The organism is Pseudomonas sp. NGC7 (genome assembly GCF_047159675.1).
GTDB lineage: Bacteria > Pseudomonadota > Gammaproteobacteria > Pseudomonadales > Pseudomonadaceae > Aquipseudomonas > Aquipseudomonas kermanshahensis.
The window spans coordinates 85,071-100,304 of record NZ_BAAFZY010000001.1; the positions used below are offsets into that span (position 1 = coordinate 85,071).

General features: G+C 63.9%; 17 protein-coding genes. 8 read left to right on the forward strand and 9 right to left on the reverse strand.

Annotation, left to right across the window (positions count from 1 at the left end; translation table 11 throughout):
• The first annotated feature begins 27 nt into the window (after window positions 1-27).
• Window positions 28-585 (forward strand): L-threonylcarbamoyladenylate synthase, encoded by a 558-nt coding sequence (locus ACMCNM_RS00405; RefSeq protein ID WP_027592045.1) that lies wholly within the window; start codon window positions 28-30, stop codon window positions 583-585.
• A 136-nt stretch (window positions 586-721) separates the two neighbouring features.
• Here ACMCNM_RS00405 and ACMCNM_RS00410 read toward each other — a convergent pair whose 3' ends face one another.
• Window positions 722-1,699 (reverse strand): NADPH:quinone reductase, encoded by a 978-nt coding sequence (locus ACMCNM_RS00410; RefSeq protein ID WP_412763773.1) that lies wholly within the window; start codon window positions 1,697-1,699, stop codon window positions 722-724.
• A 134-nt stretch (window positions 1,700-1,833) separates the two neighbouring features.
• Here ACMCNM_RS00410 and hemF point away from each other — a divergent pair, with 134 nt between their 5' ends.
• A complete protein-coding gene (gene hemF, locus ACMCNM_RS00415) occupies window positions 1,834-2,745 on the forward strand; it encodes an oxygen-dependent coproporphyrinogen oxidase (protein WP_186703906.1) in 912 nt (303 codons plus the stop codon).
• A 25-nt stretch (window positions 2,746-2,770) separates the two neighbouring features.
• Entirely contained in the window at window positions 2,771-3,595 is an 825-nt protein-coding gene (gene aroE / locus ACMCNM_RS00420) for a shikimate dehydrogenase (protein ID WP_027592041.1), read from the forward strand.
• Window positions 3,596-3,742: 147 nt separating this feature from the next.
• On the opposite strand, the gene ACMCNM_RS00425 is transcribed toward aroE, so the two are convergent.
• The 3 genes from ACMCNM_RS00425 to betC all read right to left on the reverse strand — a co-directional run bounded on the left by ACMCNM_RS00425 (window position 3,743) and on the right by betC (window position 7,906).
• Window positions 3,743-5,308: a SulP family inorganic anion transporter gene (locus tag ACMCNM_RS00425; RefSeq protein ID WP_412763774.1), complete on the reverse strand. Its 1,566-nt coding sequence runs from the start codon at window positions 5,306-5,308 to the stop codon at window positions 3,743-3,745.
• Between the two features lie 142 nt (window positions 5,309-5,450).
• Window positions 5,451-6,374: a choline ABC transporter substrate-binding protein gene (gene choX, locus ACMCNM_RS00430; RefSeq protein WP_412763775.1), complete on the reverse strand. Its 924-nt coding sequence runs from the start codon at window positions 6,372-6,374 to the stop codon at window positions 5,451-5,453.
• Between the two features lie 14 nt (window positions 6,375-6,388).
• Window positions 6,389-7,906, reverse strand: a complete 1,518-nt coding sequence (gene betC / locus ACMCNM_RS00435; protein ID WP_412763776.1) for a choline-sulfatase — start codon at window positions 7,904-7,906, stop codon at window positions 6,389-6,391.
• A 109-nt stretch (window positions 7,907-8,015) separates the two neighbouring features.
• On the opposite strand from betC, the gene ACMCNM_RS00440 reads away from it, so the two are divergent.
• Window positions 8,016-8,915 carry a choline sulfate utilization transcriptional regulator gene (locus ACMCNM_RS00440; protein WP_412763777.1) on the forward strand — a complete coding sequence of 300 codons (900 nt, stop codon included), beginning with the start codon at window positions 8,016-8,018 and terminating at the stop codon, window positions 8,913-8,915.
• Between the two features lie 112 nt (window positions 8,916-9,027).
• Here ACMCNM_RS00440 and ACMCNM_RS00445 read toward each other — a convergent pair whose 3' ends face one another.
• A complete protein-coding gene (locus ACMCNM_RS00445) occupies window positions 9,028-9,576 on the reverse strand; it encodes an NAD(P)H-binding protein (protein ID WP_099452520.1) in 549 nt (182 codons plus the stop codon).
• Between the two features lie 52 nt (window positions 9,577-9,628).
• On the opposite strand from ACMCNM_RS00445, the gene ACMCNM_RS00450 reads away from it, so the two are divergent.
• A complete protein-coding gene (locus ACMCNM_RS00450; protein ID WP_027592035.1) occupies window positions 9,629-9,961 on the forward strand; it encodes a DOPA 4,5-dioxygenase family protein in 333 nt (110 codons plus the stop codon).
• A 120-nt stretch (window positions 9,962-10,081) separates the two neighbouring features.
• Here the strand turns inward: ACMCNM_RS00450 and trpA are convergent, their stop codons facing one another.
• Entirely contained in the window at window positions 10,082-10,891 is an 810-nt protein-coding gene (gene trpA / locus ACMCNM_RS00455) for a tryptophan synthase subunit alpha (protein WP_412763778.1), read from the reverse strand.
• On the reverse strand, window positions 10,888-12,105 hold the full coding sequence (gene trpB, locus ACMCNM_RS00460; protein WP_027592033.1) for a tryptophan synthase subunit beta: 1,218 nt from the start codon (window positions 12,103-12,105) through the stop codon (window positions 10,888-10,890). The genes trpA and trpB overlap by 4 nt, the downstream gene beginning before the upstream one ends.
• 109 nt (window positions 12,106-12,214) lie before the next feature.
• Between trpB and ACMCNM_RS00465 the strand changes: the two genes are divergently transcribed.
• Window positions 12,215-13,111, forward strand: coding sequence for a LysR family transcriptional regulator (locus tag ACMCNM_RS00465; protein WP_412763779.1), 897 nt, complete (start codon window positions 12,215-12,217; stop codon window positions 13,109-13,111).
• Here ACMCNM_RS00465 and ACMCNM_RS00470 read toward each other — a convergent pair.
• Window positions 13,108-13,431 carry a DUF883 family protein gene (locus tag ACMCNM_RS00470; RefSeq protein WP_027592031.1) on the reverse strand — a complete coding sequence of 108 codons (324 nt, stop codon included), beginning with the start codon at window positions 13,429-13,431 and terminating at the stop codon, window positions 13,108-13,110. The genes ACMCNM_RS00465 and ACMCNM_RS00470 overlap by 4 nt on opposite strands.
• Window positions 13,432-13,580: 149 nt before the next feature.
• Here ACMCNM_RS00470 and ACMCNM_RS00475 point away from each other — a divergent pair, with 149 nt between their 5' ends.
• Window positions 13,581-13,796, forward strand: a complete 216-nt coding sequence (locus ACMCNM_RS00475) for a dodecin (protein WP_027592030.1) — start codon at window positions 13,581-13,583, stop codon at window positions 13,794-13,796.
• A 101-nt stretch (window positions 13,797-13,897) separates the two neighbouring features.
• Window positions 13,898-14,119, forward strand: a complete 222-nt coding sequence (locus tag ACMCNM_RS00480) for a DUF1161 domain-containing protein (RefSeq protein ID WP_027592029.1) — start codon at window positions 13,898-13,900, stop codon at window positions 14,117-14,119.
• Window positions 14,120-14,185: 66 nt separating this feature from the next.
• On the opposite strand, the gene ACMCNM_RS00485 is transcribed toward ACMCNM_RS00480, so the two are convergent.
• Window positions 14,186-15,190: an LLM class flavin-dependent oxidoreductase gene (locus ACMCNM_RS00485; protein ID WP_186679234.1), complete on the reverse strand. Its 1,005-nt coding sequence runs from the start codon at window positions 15,188-15,190 to the stop codon at window positions 14,186-14,188.
• Window positions 15,191-15,234: the final 44 nt, after the last annotated feature.

Consider the following 15,234-nt stretch of genomic DNA (forward strand, 5'->3'; position numbering starts at 1 on the left):
GCAAGGTATATAGGCGGAGAGACAGCAATGGTGAGCAGTTTTCGTGTGCAACAAGCCGCACGTGAGATCCGGGCGGGCGCGGTTATCGCCTACCCGACGGAAGCGGTCTGGGGCCTGGGCTGTGACCCGTGGAACGAGGACGCGGTGTATCGCCTGCTGGCGCTCAAGTCGCGGCCTGTGGATAAAGGCTTGATCCTGATCGCCGACAATATCCGCCAGTTCGACTTTTTGTTCGAAGATTTTCCCGAGGACTGGATTGACCGCATGGGCAGCACCTGGCCAGGCCCGAACACCTGGCTGGTGCCGCACCAGGACCTGTTGCCGGAGTGGGTGACCGGCCAGCACGACACGGTGGCGCTGCGGGTCAGTGACCACCCGCAGGTGCGTGAGCTGTGCGCGCTGGTCGGGCCGCTGATTTCCACCTCGTGCAACCCCGGCGGTCGCCCGGCGGCGAAGAGCCGCTTGCGGGTGGAGCAGTACTTCCATGGCCAGCTGGACCTGGTACTGGGCGGGGCGTTGGGCGGGCGGAAGAACCCAAGTGTGATTCGCAACCTGGCGACGGGCGAAGTCGTTCGGCCGGGCTAAATTGCCAAGCGCCAATACACCTCCTTGTGGGAGCGGGCTTGCCCCGCGAAGCGCCGCGCGGGCGGCGCTCGATTTCACAGGCGCTGAAACTCTCAAGCCAAGCACCTGCCCGCCCCGATGCGATCGCGTACCTAAATCAAGGCAACAAAACAGTCGACCCCACAGTCCGTCGCGCCGACAGTTCCGCCTGCGCCTTGGCTGCCTCACTCAGCGGATACCGCTGCTGGATATCCACAACCAGCTTCCCACTCGCAATCATCGCAAACAGGTCATCGGCCATGGCCTGGGTGTTCTCGGCATTATTGGCATAGCTCGCCAGGGTCGGCCGGGTGACATACAGCGAGCCCTTCTGCGCCAGAATCCCCAGGTTCACCCCGCTCACCGCGCCCGAAGCATTGCCAAAGCTCACCATCAACCCACGCGGCTGCAGGCAGTCCAGCGAGGTCAGCCAGGTATCGGCCCCCACGCCGTCGTACACCACCGGGCATTTCTTGCCGTCGGTCAGCTCCAGTACGCGCTTGGCCACATCTTCATGGCTGTAGTCGATGGTTTCCCACGCCCCCAGCGCCTTCGCCCGCTCGGCCTTCTCAGCGGAGCTGACAGTACCGATCAACTTGGCCCCCAGCGCCTTGGCCCATTGGCAGGCCAGCGAACCCACGCCACCGGCAGCGGCATGGAACAGGATCACGTCGCCCGGTTGCACCGCATGAGTCTGCTTGAGCAGGTACTGCACGGTCAGGCCTTTGAGCATCACCGCCGCTGCCTGCTCAAAGCTGATGTTATCCGGCAGTTTGACCAGGTTGGCCTCGGGCAGCGTATGCACTTCGCTGTAGGCACCCAGCGGGCCGCCGGCATGGGCTACCCGATCACCGACTTTCAGGCGGGTGACGCCCTCACCCACGGCTTCGACCACACCAGCGGCCTCGGTGCCGAGCCCGGAAGGCAAGGATGGCGGTGCGTACAAGCCGCTGCGGAAATAGGTGTCGATGAAGTTCAGGCCAATCGCCTGGTTACGCACGCGGACCTGCTGTGGCCCAGGTGGGGCGGGGTCGAACTCTACAAGCTGCAGAACTTCCGGGCCGCCATGCTGGCTGAACTGGATACGCTTGGCCATCTCGCACTCCTGTTGTCGGGATTGGTAACAGCCCTCTATCGGACGCCTTTGCTTGATCGCCGTCAACTGCGGCGCGTCAGCCGCCGGTGGTATGCTACGCGGCGAATTCTTCTCTGCCCGCTCCAGGTGACCCGATGACCAGCCGCACCGAGGCCGTGAAAGCCTACCTGCTCGACCTGCAAGACCGCATCTGCTCCGCCCTTGAACGTGAGGACGGCGGCGCCCGCTTTGTCGAGGACGCCTGGACGCGTGAAGCCGGTGGCGGGGGCCGCACGCGGGTGATCGGTGAGGGCAAGGTGATCGAGAAAGGTGGGGTCAACTTCTCCCACGTGTTCGGCGCCGGCCTGCCACCGTCGGCCAGCGCCCACCGCCCCGAGCTGGCGGGCCGTGGTTTCGAGGCCCTGGGAGTGTCGCTGGTGATCCACCCGCACAACCCGCACGTGCCGACGTCCCACGCCAATGTGCGCTTCTTCATCGCCGAAAAAGAAGGTGAAGAGGCGGTGTGGTGGTTCGGCGGCGGTTTCGACCTGACCCCGTACTACGGCAACGAAGAAGACTGCATCCACTGGCACCGTGTGGCCGAGCAGGCCTGCGCGCCATTCGGCGCTGACGTGTACCCGCGCTACAAAGCCTGGTGCGACCGCTACTTCCACCTCAAGCACCGTGGCGAACCACGCGGCATTGGCGGGCTGTTCTTCGACGACCTGAACGAGTGGGACTTCGACACCTGCTTTGCTTTCATCCGTGCTATTGGCGATGCCTTTGTCGAGGCCTATCTGCCGATCGTCCAACGCCGCAAGGACACGCCCTATACCGCCGAGCAGCGCGAGTTCCAAGAGTACCGTCGCGGTCGCTACGTGGAGTTCAACCTGGTCTACGACCGTGGCACCTTGTTCGGCCTGCAATCGGGTGGGCGTACCGAGTCGATCCTTATGTCGCTGCCGCCGCAGGTCCGCTGGGGCTACGACTGGAAGGCCGTGCCCGGCAGCGAAGAAGCGCGCCTGACCGAGTACTTCCTGCAAGACCGCGACTGGCTCGCCCAGTAAACCTGTGGATAACCGAGGAGCCCCCATGGACCAGTACGTCGTTTTCGGTAACCCCATCGGCCACAGCAAGTCGCCGCTGATCCACCGCCTGTTCGCCGAGCAGACCGGCCAGGACCTGGAATACGCCACCCTGCTGGCGCCGCTGGACGAGTTCAGCGATTGTGCCCGCGGTTTCTTCAAGCAAGGCAGTGGCGGCAATGTCACGGTGCCGTTCAAGGAAGAAGCCTACCGCCTGTGCGACAGCCTGACCCCACGTGCCCAGCGGGCGGGTGCGGTGAATACCCTGAGCAAGCTGGCGGATGGCTCGCTGCGGGGGGACAACACTGACGGTGCTGGCCTGGTGCGCGACCTGACGGTGAATGCTGGGGTTGAGCTGGCGGGTAAGCGGATCCTCATTTTGGGTGCGGGCGGTGCGGTGCGTGGGGTGCTGGAGCCGATTCTGGCGCACGATCCGCAGTCGCTGGTGATCGCCAACCGCACGGTAGAAAAGGCCGAGCAACTGGCGCGTGAGTTCGCTGAGTTGGGGCCGGTGGTGGCCAGCGGGTTCAGCTGGCTGCAGGAGCCGGTGGACGTGATCATCAACGCCACCTCGGCGAGCCTGGCGGGCGAGATGCCGCCGATTGCCGACAGCCTGGTCGAGGCGGGGCGCACGGTTTGCTACGACATGATGTACGGCAAGGAGCCGACGCCGTTTTGCCAATGGGCTACCAACCTAGGTGCGGCCAAGGTGCTGGATGGGCTGGGGATGCTGGCTGAGCAGGCGGCTGAGGCGTTCTTTATCTGGCGTGGCGTGAGGCCGGATACGGCGCCGGTGTTGGCGGAGCTTCGTCGGCAATTGGCTCGGGGTTGAATTTGAGATTTTGGGGCCGCTTTGCGGCCCATCGCAGGCAAGCCAGCTCCTACAGGGATATCACAAGGCCCGAGGTTGGCGCTGTACTTGTAGGAGCTGGCTTGCCTGCGATGGGCTGCAAAGCAGCCCCAAGATCTCAACCCAACCTCACTCTTCAAACCTGATGGGACACAAATCCACCCCTTCCAACTTCTGCAATTCCTCGACCACCTGCGGCCGTGCCCGCTGCAAGGTCAAACTCCCCCCTGCTCGTCGTAACCGCCGTGCCTCTCGGTGCAACATATCCACACCCGAATAATCGATAAAATTCACCTGCCGCGCATCAATCACCACATGCGGCCCCTGGCAGCGCTGCAAGCGCACCTGCAGGTAATGCGCCGCGCCAAAGAAGATCGACCCGCCCACCCGCAGCACGTCGGCCTGCCCTTCGCGGCTCTGCTGCACCCGTGGCCGGGACGTGCGTTTGAGGTAAAAGAACAGCGAAGCCAGCACCCCGGCATAGATCGCAGTCTGTAGCTCCAGCAGCAAGGTCGCGGCGGCGGTCAGGGCCATGACCAGGAACTCCGAGCGGCTGACCCGGAACAGCGCCCGAATGCCACGGTGATCCACCAACCCCCAACAGATCAGCAGGATGCTGCCCGCCATCGCCGGGATCGGCAGGTGGGCGATCAGCCCTGCCCCTGCGACGGCAAACAGCGCGACCCACAGGGCCGAGAACACCCCGGCCAGCGGTGAGCGGGCGCCGGCGTCATAACTTAAGCCTGAACGGGTGAAAGAGCCTGATGACAGGTAACCGGAGAAGAACGCGCCGACGATGTTCGACAGGCCCTGAGCGCGGATCTCCCGGTCGGCATCGATCAGCTGTTCAGAGCGCGCAGACAGCGACCGGGCGATCGACAGGCTGGTGACCAGGCCGAGCATGCCCACCGCCACCGTGGTCGGCAGTAGCCGCAGCATCAGCTCCACGTCCAGTAGCGGCAGTGGGCTCAACGGGGGCAATTGGCCAGTGAAGGCAGGTACCCGCGGCACATGGCCAAAAAAGCCAGGCAGTGACCAGGCCAGCAAACTGACCACGACCAGGCTTATCAACAGGCTCGGCCAGCGGGGCCGCCAGAGCTTGAAGGCCATGCCGATCAGCACCGTGGTCAGCCCCAGTATCAGCGACGGCAGGTCGACCTCCCCGGCGTGGCTGGCCAGGTCTTGCACGGTTTTCAACGCCGTGGCCTGGCTTGGCAAGTCCATGCCCAGCAGGTTGGGTAACTGGCCGAGGGCGATGACGATGGCGGCGCCCAGGGTGAAGCCGAGTACCACCGAGTGGGAGACGAAATTGACCAGTGCGCCGAAGCGCAGCAGGCCGAGCAAGAGCTGGAAGATGCCGGCGAGCAATGTCAGCAGCAGGACCAGCGTGATGTAGTCGGCGCTGCCCGGCACCGCCAGGGGGCTGACGCTGGCGTAGAGGACGATCGAGATGGCTGCGGTCGGGCCGCAGATCAGGTGCCAGGAAGACCCCCACAAGCAGGCGATGAGCACCGGGACGATGGCGGCGAACAGGCCGTATTCGGCGGGCAGGCCGGCGATCAGGGCGTAGGCGATGGATTGCGGCAGGGCAAGGATGGCACCGCTCAGGCCGACCAGCAGGTCCTGGCGCAGGCTGCGGCCCGATTGGCGGGGGAGCCAGGCAAGGAAAGGCAGCAGCTGGATGAGGCGGTGCATGGGTTATCCACATTCCTGAAGTTGCGCTGTGCCTCTGTGGGAGCGGGCTTGCCCGCGAAGAAGCCACCGCGGTGCATGGCACCGGCTTCGCCGGTATTCGCGGGCAAGCCCGCTCCCACAGGGGATTGCAGCGTGCGGTTGATCAGAGTTTGTCTTTGACGGCCGCGAGGGCATCGCCACCGGACTGGGTGCTGACCCCAGCCAACCACCCTTCCAGTACTTCGGGATGCGCCTTCACCCAAGCCTTGGCTGCTTCATCGAAGCTCACTTTCTTATCCACAACCTCGGCCATGATGCTGTTTTCCATGTCCAGGGTAAATGTCAGGTTGCCCAGCAGCTTCGCTGTATTCGGGCACGCCTGTGCATAACCTTTGCGGGTCAGGGTGTAGACCTGGCCCTTGCTGCCAAACCACTTTTCCCCACCCGTGAGGTAGTGCATCTTCAGCTTCACGTTCATCGGGTGCGGTGTCCAGCCAAGGAAGGTGATGAATTGCTGCTTCTTCACGGCACGGTCCACTTGCGCAAGCATCGCCTGCTCACTCGACTCCACCAGCTTCCACTGGCCGAGGTCGAACTGGTTCTGGTCGATGATTTCTTTCAGCGACAGGTTGGCAGGCGCGCCAGAGCCGATCCCATACAGTTTCTTGTCGAATTGGTCCGCGTGCTTTTGCAGGTCGGCGAAGTCTTTGACCCCGGCGTTCCACACATAGTCGGGCACCGCGAGGGTGAACTCGGTGCCTTCAAGGTTGCGCGACAACTGCTGCACATCACCATTGGCGATGAACTTGTCATGAAACCCCTGGTGCGCTGGCATCCAGTTGCCGAGGAAGGCATCGACGCGCCCGTCCTTGAGGCCGCCATAGATGATCGGCACGGCCAGGCTGTCGATCTTTACCTGGTAGCCGAGGCTTTCCAGCAGCAGGCGGGCGATGGCGTTGGTGGTGGCGATATCGCTCCAGCCGGGGTCGGCCATCTTCACGGTGCTGCATTGCGCGTCGTCGGCGTGAGCCGTGGCAGCGCCCAGGCCGAGGGCCAGGGCAAGCACGGCGGCGGAGATTTTTTGCATGGCGAACTCTCTTCTCAATCCAGAGGGGCGGGCTGTGGATAACGGGCCTTGCGCTCGAGGTCGTCGAGATCGATGTGGTTGCGCATGTACTGTTGGCTGGCGTCCACCAACGGTTGGTGGTCCCAGCTTTTCAGCTTGCCGATGGCCAGGGCTTCGGCCACCAGGCGGCGGCGGCGCTGGCTGGCCAGGACCTGTTGGCGCAGGGTGGGGATGTCCCAACGCTGCCGGGCTTCATCGGCAAATGCCTGCAGCAGCGCCTGATGGTCGGGGCTGCTGGCGAGGTTCTCCCGCTCGTGCGGGTCGCGGCTCAGGTCATAGAGTAGCCATGGGTCGTCTTCGCTGTACACGAACTTGTACGGGCCACGGCGGATCATCATCAGCGGGCCGACCGTGCCTTCGGCCATGTATTCGCCAATGACCTCGTCGTGGCCACCCTGCCCTTGCAGGTGGCCCAGCAGCGAGCGGCCGTCCAGATGCAGGGACGTGTCCACGGCACCGCCGGCCAGTTCGACCAGGGTCGGCAGCAGGTCGCAGGTGGAGACCGACGCGCTCACGCGCGCGGCGGCAAAGCGTTTGGGGGCGTGGATCAGCAGTGGCACGCGCGCCGACATTTCGAACCAGTGCATCTTGTACCAAAGGCCACGCTCGCCAAGCATGTCGCCGTGGTCGCCGGAGAACACGATCAACGTGTCCTCCGCCAAGCCGCATTCCTCAAGGGTTTGCAGCAACTGGCCAATGTTGTCGTCGATGTAGCTGCAGGCGCCAAAGTAGGCGCGGCGGGCATCGCGGATCTTGTCCACAGGCAGGGGCTTGTTCCACAGGTCGTAGACCTTGAGCAGGCGCTGCGAGTGCGGGTCTTGCTCGTGCTGGTCAAAATCGGCGCTGGGCATTGGGATATCCACACCTTCGTAGCGATCCCAGTAGCGCTTGGGAATGGTGTACGGGTCGTGGGGGTGGGTCATCGACACGGTCAGGCAAAACGGCCGGCCATCGTTTTCGCGCACATGGTCGTAGAGGTACTGCCGGGCCTTGAACACCACCTCCTCGTCGAAATCCAGCTGGTTGGTGCGCACGCATGGGCCGGCCTGCAGCACCGACGACATGTTGTGGTACCAGCTCGGGCGCGCGTCCGGGGCGTCCCAGTTCACGGCCCAGCCGTAATCGGCGGGGTAGATATCGCTGGTCAGGCGTTCTTCGTAGCCGTGCAACTGGTCTGGGCCGCAGAAGTGCATCTTGCCCGACAGCGCAGTGCGGTAGCCGAGACGGCGCAGGTAATGGGCGTAGGTGGGCACATCGGCGGGGAAGTCAGCGGCGTTGTCGTAAGCGCCAATACGGCTGGGCAACTGGCCGCTGACCAGGGTGAAGCGCGACGGTGCGCACAGCGGGCTGTTGCAGTACGCCGAGTCGAACACCACCGCCTGGTCGGCGAGGCGGGCGAGGTTTGGCATCTGGATGGGCGAAGGGGCGTAGATCGGCAGCAGGGGGGCGGCCATCTGGTCGGCCATGATGAACAGGATATTCGGGCGCGTCATGGTTGGCTTCCATCGTTGAAGGTTATGCGAACCGCTTGCCTACCAAGATGCGACTGTGGATAACATGGGTAAAGCCCATGGCGGGCAATGACTGGGATTAGCTGAGCTTATGTTTGAGCGCCTTGGCGAGCTGTCGTTGGATACCCTGCGTGTGTTCGAGGCCGCAGCGCGGTTGTGTGGCTTTACGGCCGCGGCGCTTGAGTTGGGGACCACGCAGCCCGCCGTAAGCCAGCAAGTGAAGCGCCTGGAAGCCCAGCTGGGTACCCGGCTGTTCGACCGGATCTACCGGGGCATTGCGCTGACCGAGGCCGGCCAGTTGCTGTTCGAACAGGTGCACCAAGGGCTGTTGGCCATGGACGATGGGCTTGCCCTGGCCAGTGGGCGAGGCCAGCGCGAGGTGCTTCAGGTGGCGACCGACTTCGCCTTTGCCGCGTTCTGGCTGATGCCCCGGTTGCAACGCTTTCATGAGGCTTATCCACAGGTGGATGTGAGCCTGGTAACGGGTGAGCGCAGCCAGGCGATGCTGCGGCCGGATATCGATGTGGCGGTGCTGTTTGGTGATGGGCGTTTTCATCAAGGCGAGAGCCGGTGGTTGTTCGATGAGGAGGTATTCCCCGTCTGCAGCCCCCGCCTGACTCATGGCAAACCCTTGTCAGCCGTGGCTTTGCAGCGTTTGCCGTTGCTTCACCTGCGCGGTGAGCAGGCCAGCCGTTGGTTTGATTGGGCGGGTGTGTTTCGTGGGTTTGGCGTAGACAGCCCACCGCCACCGGGGCAGTTGCGTTTTGATAATTACACTTTGTTGATCCAGGCGGCGATTGCCGGGCAAGGGGTAGCGATTGGCTGGGGGCACCTGGTCGATGGGCTGGTTGAACAGGGGCTGCTGTGCCGGCCTTTGGAGGGCAGTTTGCGCTCGGAACGCGGGTATTACGCGGTTTTGCCACCGCGCAAGCGGCGTGGGGCGCTGATTGAGCGGTTTGTCGATTGGCTGGAGGATGAGCGGGGGGGGTGAGATTTTGGGGCTGCTGTGCAGCCCATCGCAGGCAAGCCAGCTCCTACAGAAGTGCGCGGTCCCCCTGTAGGAGCTGGCTTGCCTGCGATGGGCTGCGAAGCGGCCCCAAAATCTAGACCACGAAGTTCAAATGCTCGCCCCGATGCAACCCTAGGTCCAGCATATCGGCCATCCCCGCCGCTACCCTCTCCAGGTCGACCAACGTCTGAGGTGCATTGATCAGGGTCCAGTGCAATGCGCTGCGCTGCAGCCCATCGACAACCTGGTCCACGCCTTCGCGCGCTTCATCGGTGTAATCGCCTGGCCTGTCCAGCACATCGAAATCGCCCACCAGCAACAGCCGGCGTATAGTCGTACGCGCAAGCCCGGCCACCAGCGCTTCGCTCATCTGCCATTGCGCAGGCAGGTCACCGGGTGCCAAGGCTGACACCAAGGCAACTACCGCCGAGCCGCCTGCGGCACCCTGCTCCGCCTGGTCGGCACTCGCCAGCCCGCCTATCTTGAAATGCAGGCCAGGGCGTGGCGCATGGCGGTTGAGGTCATCGACCACGGCGGTCACTTCGTGCTGGCGTGACAGCAGTTCGGTAATCAGCGCACTGCCAAGGCTGGACTCGGCCCCGAACAGGACCAGCTTGAATACTGGGGTTTCGGCGTTTTTCACTGCATCACTTCCTTTGCAGGGGGTGATGGTTTGACCGCAATCAGGAGTTATCGTGCAAAGGATCAAGGGCTATCACGCCCACGTGTACTACGACGCATCGACCCTCGAGCAGGCGCGAGAACTGTGCGAGGAGGCGGCGCGGCTGTTCCCCGTGACCATGGGGCGCATGCACCAGCAACCCGTGGGGCCGCATCCGGACTGGAGTTGCCAGCTGGCGTTCGGGCCTGAAGTGGTGGGGGTGGTGTTGCCGTGGCTGGCGCTGTACCGCAAGGGGTTGGTGGTGTTTCTGCACCCGCTGACCGGGGATGAGCTGGCGGATCACCGGGATCATGCGATCTGGATGGGTGCTGTGCGGCCGCTGAAGCTGTCGATTTTTGGGGGATAGGCCTTTATAGCCTGTGCTGGCCTCTTCGCGGGCAAGCCCGCTCCCACAGGTCCTGCACAGCCTTCAAGAGCGGCGCGGTCACTGTGGGAGCGGGCTTGCCCGCGAAGCAGGCGACGCGGTTTAGCGGCGGGCGCCGCGCACGCCTTCAGCCAACGCCGAGCACAGGCTCAGCACATCATTGACGGCCTGATCGGCATCCTTGGCATGAGCGATCTTGTCGACCAGCGCCGACCCCACCACCACACCATCGGCGAGGCGGGCGATGTTCGCAGCCTGCTCCGGGGTACGAATGCCGAAACCAACGCTGATCGGCAGGTCGGTATGCCGACGCAGGCGGGCGATGGCTTCGGTCACGTGCTCGGTGGTTGCCGAGCCCGCGCCGGTCACACCGGCGACGGACACGTAATAGACGAACCCGGAGCTGCGCTCCAGCACACGCGGCAGGCGTGCGTCGTCGGTGGTCGGGGTGGTCAGGCGGATGAAGTCGATGCCCGAAGCCTGAGCCGGGGTGGCCAGCTCGGCATCATGCTCGGGCGGCAGGTCGACGATGATCAGGCCATCGACGCCGGCTTCCTTGGCTTCTGCCACGAACTTTTCCACGCCAAAGCGGTGGATCGGGTTGTAGTAACCCATCAGCACGATCGGCGTGGCCTGGTTGCCCACGCGGAATTCACGAACCATCTGCAGGGTCTTGGCCAAGTTCTGGCCGGCTTCCAGTGCACGCAGGGTCGCTAGCTGAATGGCCACGCCATCGGCCATCGGGTCGGTGAACGGCATGCCCAGCTCGATCACGTCGGCGCCGGCTTCCGGCAGGCCCTTGAGGATGCGCAGCGAAGCGTCATAGCCCGGGTCGCCCGCGGTAACGAAGGTGACCAGTGCCGAACGGCCTTCGGCCTTGAGTGCGGCGAAGCGTTGTTCAAGACGGCTCATGCCTGTTTCTCCTGGGCGGCCATGTGGTTCATCACGGTTTGCATGTCTTTGTCGCCGCGCCCGGACAGGCACACGACCATCAGGTGGTCCTTGGGCAGGTTCGGTGCGCGCTTGATCGCCTCGGCCAGGGCGTGGGAGCTTTCCAGGGCCGGGATGATGCCTTCCAGGCGGCAGGTGGCGTGGAACGCATCAAGGGCTTCGTCGTCGGTGATGCTGACGTACTCGACGCGCTTCACTTCATGCAGGTAAGCGTGCTCTGGGCCGATGCCCGGGTAGTCGAGGCCGGCGGAAATCGAGTGGGCGTCGGTGATCTGGCCGTCAGCGTCCTGCAGCAGGTAGGTGCGGTTACCGTGCAGCACGCCGGGTACGCCGCCGTTCAGGCTGGCGGCGTGTTTGTCGGTGTGCACGCCGTGGCCGCCGGCTTCGACGCCGATGATCTGCACGCTTGGCTCTTCAAGGAATTCGTGGAACAGGCCCATGGCGTTGGAGCCGCCACCGACGCAGGCCACCAGGCTGTCTGGCAGGCGCCCTTCCTTCTCTTGCAACTGGGCACGGGTTTCCTTGCCGATGATCGACTGGAAGTCGCGGACCATGGCCGGGTACGGGTGCGGGCCGGCGACGGTGCCGATCAGGTAGAAGGTGTCTTCGACGTTGGTGACCCAGTCGCGCAGGGCCTCGTTCATGGCGTCTTTCAGGGTGCCGGTACCGGCGGTGACCGGGACGATTTCGGCGCCCAGCAGCTTCATGCGGAACACGTTGGCTTGCTGGCGCTCGATGTCGGTGGCGCCCATGTAGATGACACAAGGCAGGCCGAAGCGGGCGGCGACGGTGGCGGTAGCCACGCCGTGCATGCCGGCACCGGTTTCGGCGATCAGGCGTTTTTTGCCCATGCGCTTGGCCAGCAGCACCTGGCCGATGCAGTTGTTCACCTTATGCGCGCCGGTGTGGTTGAGCTCTTCACGCTTGAAGAAGATTTTTGCCCCGCCACAGTGCTCGGTCAGGCGCTCGGCGAAGTACAGCGGGTTTGGGCGGCCGATGTAGTCGCGCTGGAAGTACGCCAGCTCTTCGAGAAACTTCGGGTCGGCCTTGGCGGCTTCGTATTCGCGGGCCAGGTCCAGTACCAGTGGCATCAGGGTTTCTGCCACGTAGCGGCCGCCGAACGAGCCGAACAGGCCGTTGGCGTCTGGGCCAGGGCGGTATTGAGTCTGGGTCATGGGGCGCTCCAAGGCGTAATGAATGAGTGATGGGCTTTACTCTAACCACGCAACGCCCGTCTGAAAACCGATAAGATTGCGCAAACCTGTCAGGAAAACTCACAAGACAATGGCCCAGGACCTTCCCCCGCTCAATGCCCTTAGGGCCTTCGAGGCGACTGCCCGGCTTAACAGCGTCAGCCAGGCGGCCGAAGCGCTGCATGTGACGCACGGCGCGGTCAGCCGGCAGATCAAAGTGCTTGAAGAGCACTTGGGCATTGCCCTGTTCGTCAAGGATGGGCGTGGCATCAAACTCACAGATGCCGGCATGCGCCTGCGCGATGCCAGTGGCGAGGCATTCGACAGGTTGCGGGGTGTGTGTGCCGAGTTGAGTCGGGATAACAGCGAGGCGCCGTTCGTCCTTGGCTGTTCCGGCAGCCTGCTGGCGCGGTGGTTCATCCCCAGGCTCGGGCGGCTCAAGGCCGACCTGCCGGAGCTGCGCCTGCACTTGTCTGCCGGGGAAGGCGACCTGGACCCCCGGCGCCCAGGCCTGGACGCCTTGCTGGTGTTTGCCGAGCCACCGTGGCCGGCGGACATGCAGGTGCACGTGTTGGCCGAAGAACGCATCGGGCCTGTGCTCAGCCCCCACTTCGCCGGCTTCGAGCGTTTGCGCGGCGCGGCGCCCCAGGCTTTGCTGGGTGAGTCGCTGCTGCACACCACCTCACGCCCGCAGGCGTGGCCTGCGTGGGCGGCGCAGCACGGGCTCGAGCCAGCCGCATTGCCGTTCGGCCAGGCCTTCGAACACCTGTACTACTTGCTGGAGGCCGCAGTGGCCGGGCTGGGGGTCGCGATCGCGCCGCAGCAGTTGGTGGCGGATGATCTGCGGGCTGGGAGGTTGGCGGCCCCTTGGGGCTTTTCACCCACGCACGCCGCGCTGGCGCTGTGGGTGCCACGGCGCGCCGCGGATGGGCGCGCCGAGCAACTGGCGCAATGGCTGCGCCAGGAGTTGCGGCTGCAGATCGCTTAGTTGCGCTTGTACAGCAGCCATGCCGCCAGCAGGCCCAAGGCACCCACGGCTACCCCGGCGGTGGTGATGGGGTGCTCCTGGGCGTAGTCACGGGTGGCGATGCCGGTTTGGCGAGTGCGGGTCTTCACTTCCTCGTAGGCGTCGCTCAGCAGGCTGCGCGAATGTTTGAGTGCGCTCTCGGCGTTGCTGCGGATTGCCTTCACCGACTTCTGGGATTCCTCCGAGGCATCGTGTTTGAGGTTTTCCAGCGATTTCAGAAGGCTTTCGATCTCGGCTTCCATGCTTTCCAGGGATGTTTTACGCAGCGAGTTGCGGTGCATGTTGACTCTCCTTCGGGGATGGGCTGTAAGGATTGCGACTGCACCGCGCGGCGAAAGTGCGATCGAACTTTCATCCCTGGCGACGGCTCGCAGGTAAACCAGGCCTGCGCTGCTAGGCTCAATTTCACCGTCATCCAAGGAGAGTGCACATGTCCGATCATCACACTTACAAGAAGATCGAACTGGTTGGGTCGTCGCCCACCAGCATCGAGGACGCGATCAACAATGCCCTGGCCGAAGCGGGCAAGAGCATCAAGCACCTGGAATGGTTCGAAGTGATCGACACCCGGGGTCATATCCATGACAACAAGGCGGCGCACTTCCAGGTCACGCTCAAGGTCGGGTTTCGGATTGCCAATAGCTGAAACAGTGCCGGGCTAGCTGGCGCCGGCAAGATGGGGTAATAGAGAGGGGGCGCCGTTGCCGGCGCCCTCTTTGATTTTCATCTGTACAAGGAAAGCGATCGATGAAGAAACTGATTCTGGCGGCGGGCCTGATGGCACTGGCGGGTGGTGCGCTGGCGGCGGGCAAGCCGTGTGAAGAGCTAAAGGCCGAGATTGCCGCCAAGCTGGATGCCAAGGATGTAAAAGGCTACAAGCTGGAGATCGTCAAGAAAGGCGAACCAGCGGGCAAGGTTATCGGCAGCTGTGAAGGTGGCACAAAGGAGATTGTCTACCGGCGCGGCTGAACGGCGCCCCATTCGCGGGCATGCCCGCCTCCACGGCGTGTGGGGCGGGTTACCCGCAACGCGCGGCTACGCAGTCTTCAAGGCCTGCGCCATCAATTCATAGGACCTGACCCGGTCCGCATGCTCATACAAGTCGCAAGTGAATATCAGCTCATCCGCGCCGGTCTGTTCCAGCAACACCTCGACGTTGGCCCGCACCTTCTGCGGGCTGCCAATCATCGCCAGGCCGAGGAAGCTCATCACCGCATCGCGCTCGTGGGGTAGCCACAGCCCATCCATGCTTGGCACGGGCGGACGTTGCATCAGGCTCTGCCCGCGAATCAGGGCAAGAATGCGCTGGTAAACCGACGTGGCCAGGTACTCGGCCTGCTCGTCGGTGTCGGCCACCACCATCGGAATACCGAGCATCACATAGGGCTTGTCCAGCGTGGTGGAGGGTTTGAAATGGTTGCGATAGACGCGAATCGCTTCGTGCATGTAGCGCGGCGCAAAATGCGAGGCGAACGCATAGGGCATACCGCGCATGCCGGCCAACTGCGCACTGAACAGGCTTGAGCCGAGCAGCCACATCGGCACCTCGGTGTCATGCCCTGGCACAGCGATCACTTTTTGATCATCGGTGCGCGGGCCGAGGTAGCGCGACAGCTCTTCGACGTCATCGGGGAAGTCATCCGCACTGCCGGAGCGCTCGCGGCGCAGGGCCCGGGCGGTCATCTGGTCGGAGCCAGGGGCGCGGCCCAGGCCCAGGTCGATGCGGCCTGGGTACAGGCTGGCCAAGGTGCCGAACTGTTCGGCGATCACCAGCGGCGCGTGGTTGGGCAGCATCACGCCACCGGAACCGACACGAATGGTCGAGGTACCGCCCGCCAGGTAGCCGAGCAACACCGAGGTCGCGGAACTGGCAATGCCATCCATGTTGTGGTGCTCGGCGACCCAGAAGCGGTTGTAGCCGAAGCGTTCCGCGTGCTGTGCAAGGTCCAGCGAGTTACGCAGCGACTGCGCCGGCCCGCCATCGGCGCGCACGGGCACGAGGTCGAGGGTGGAAATTTTCAGGTCACGCAGCTGCGTCATCGGAGCCTCCTTGAACGTGGTTGGCCAGAGGCCTTATGAACTCT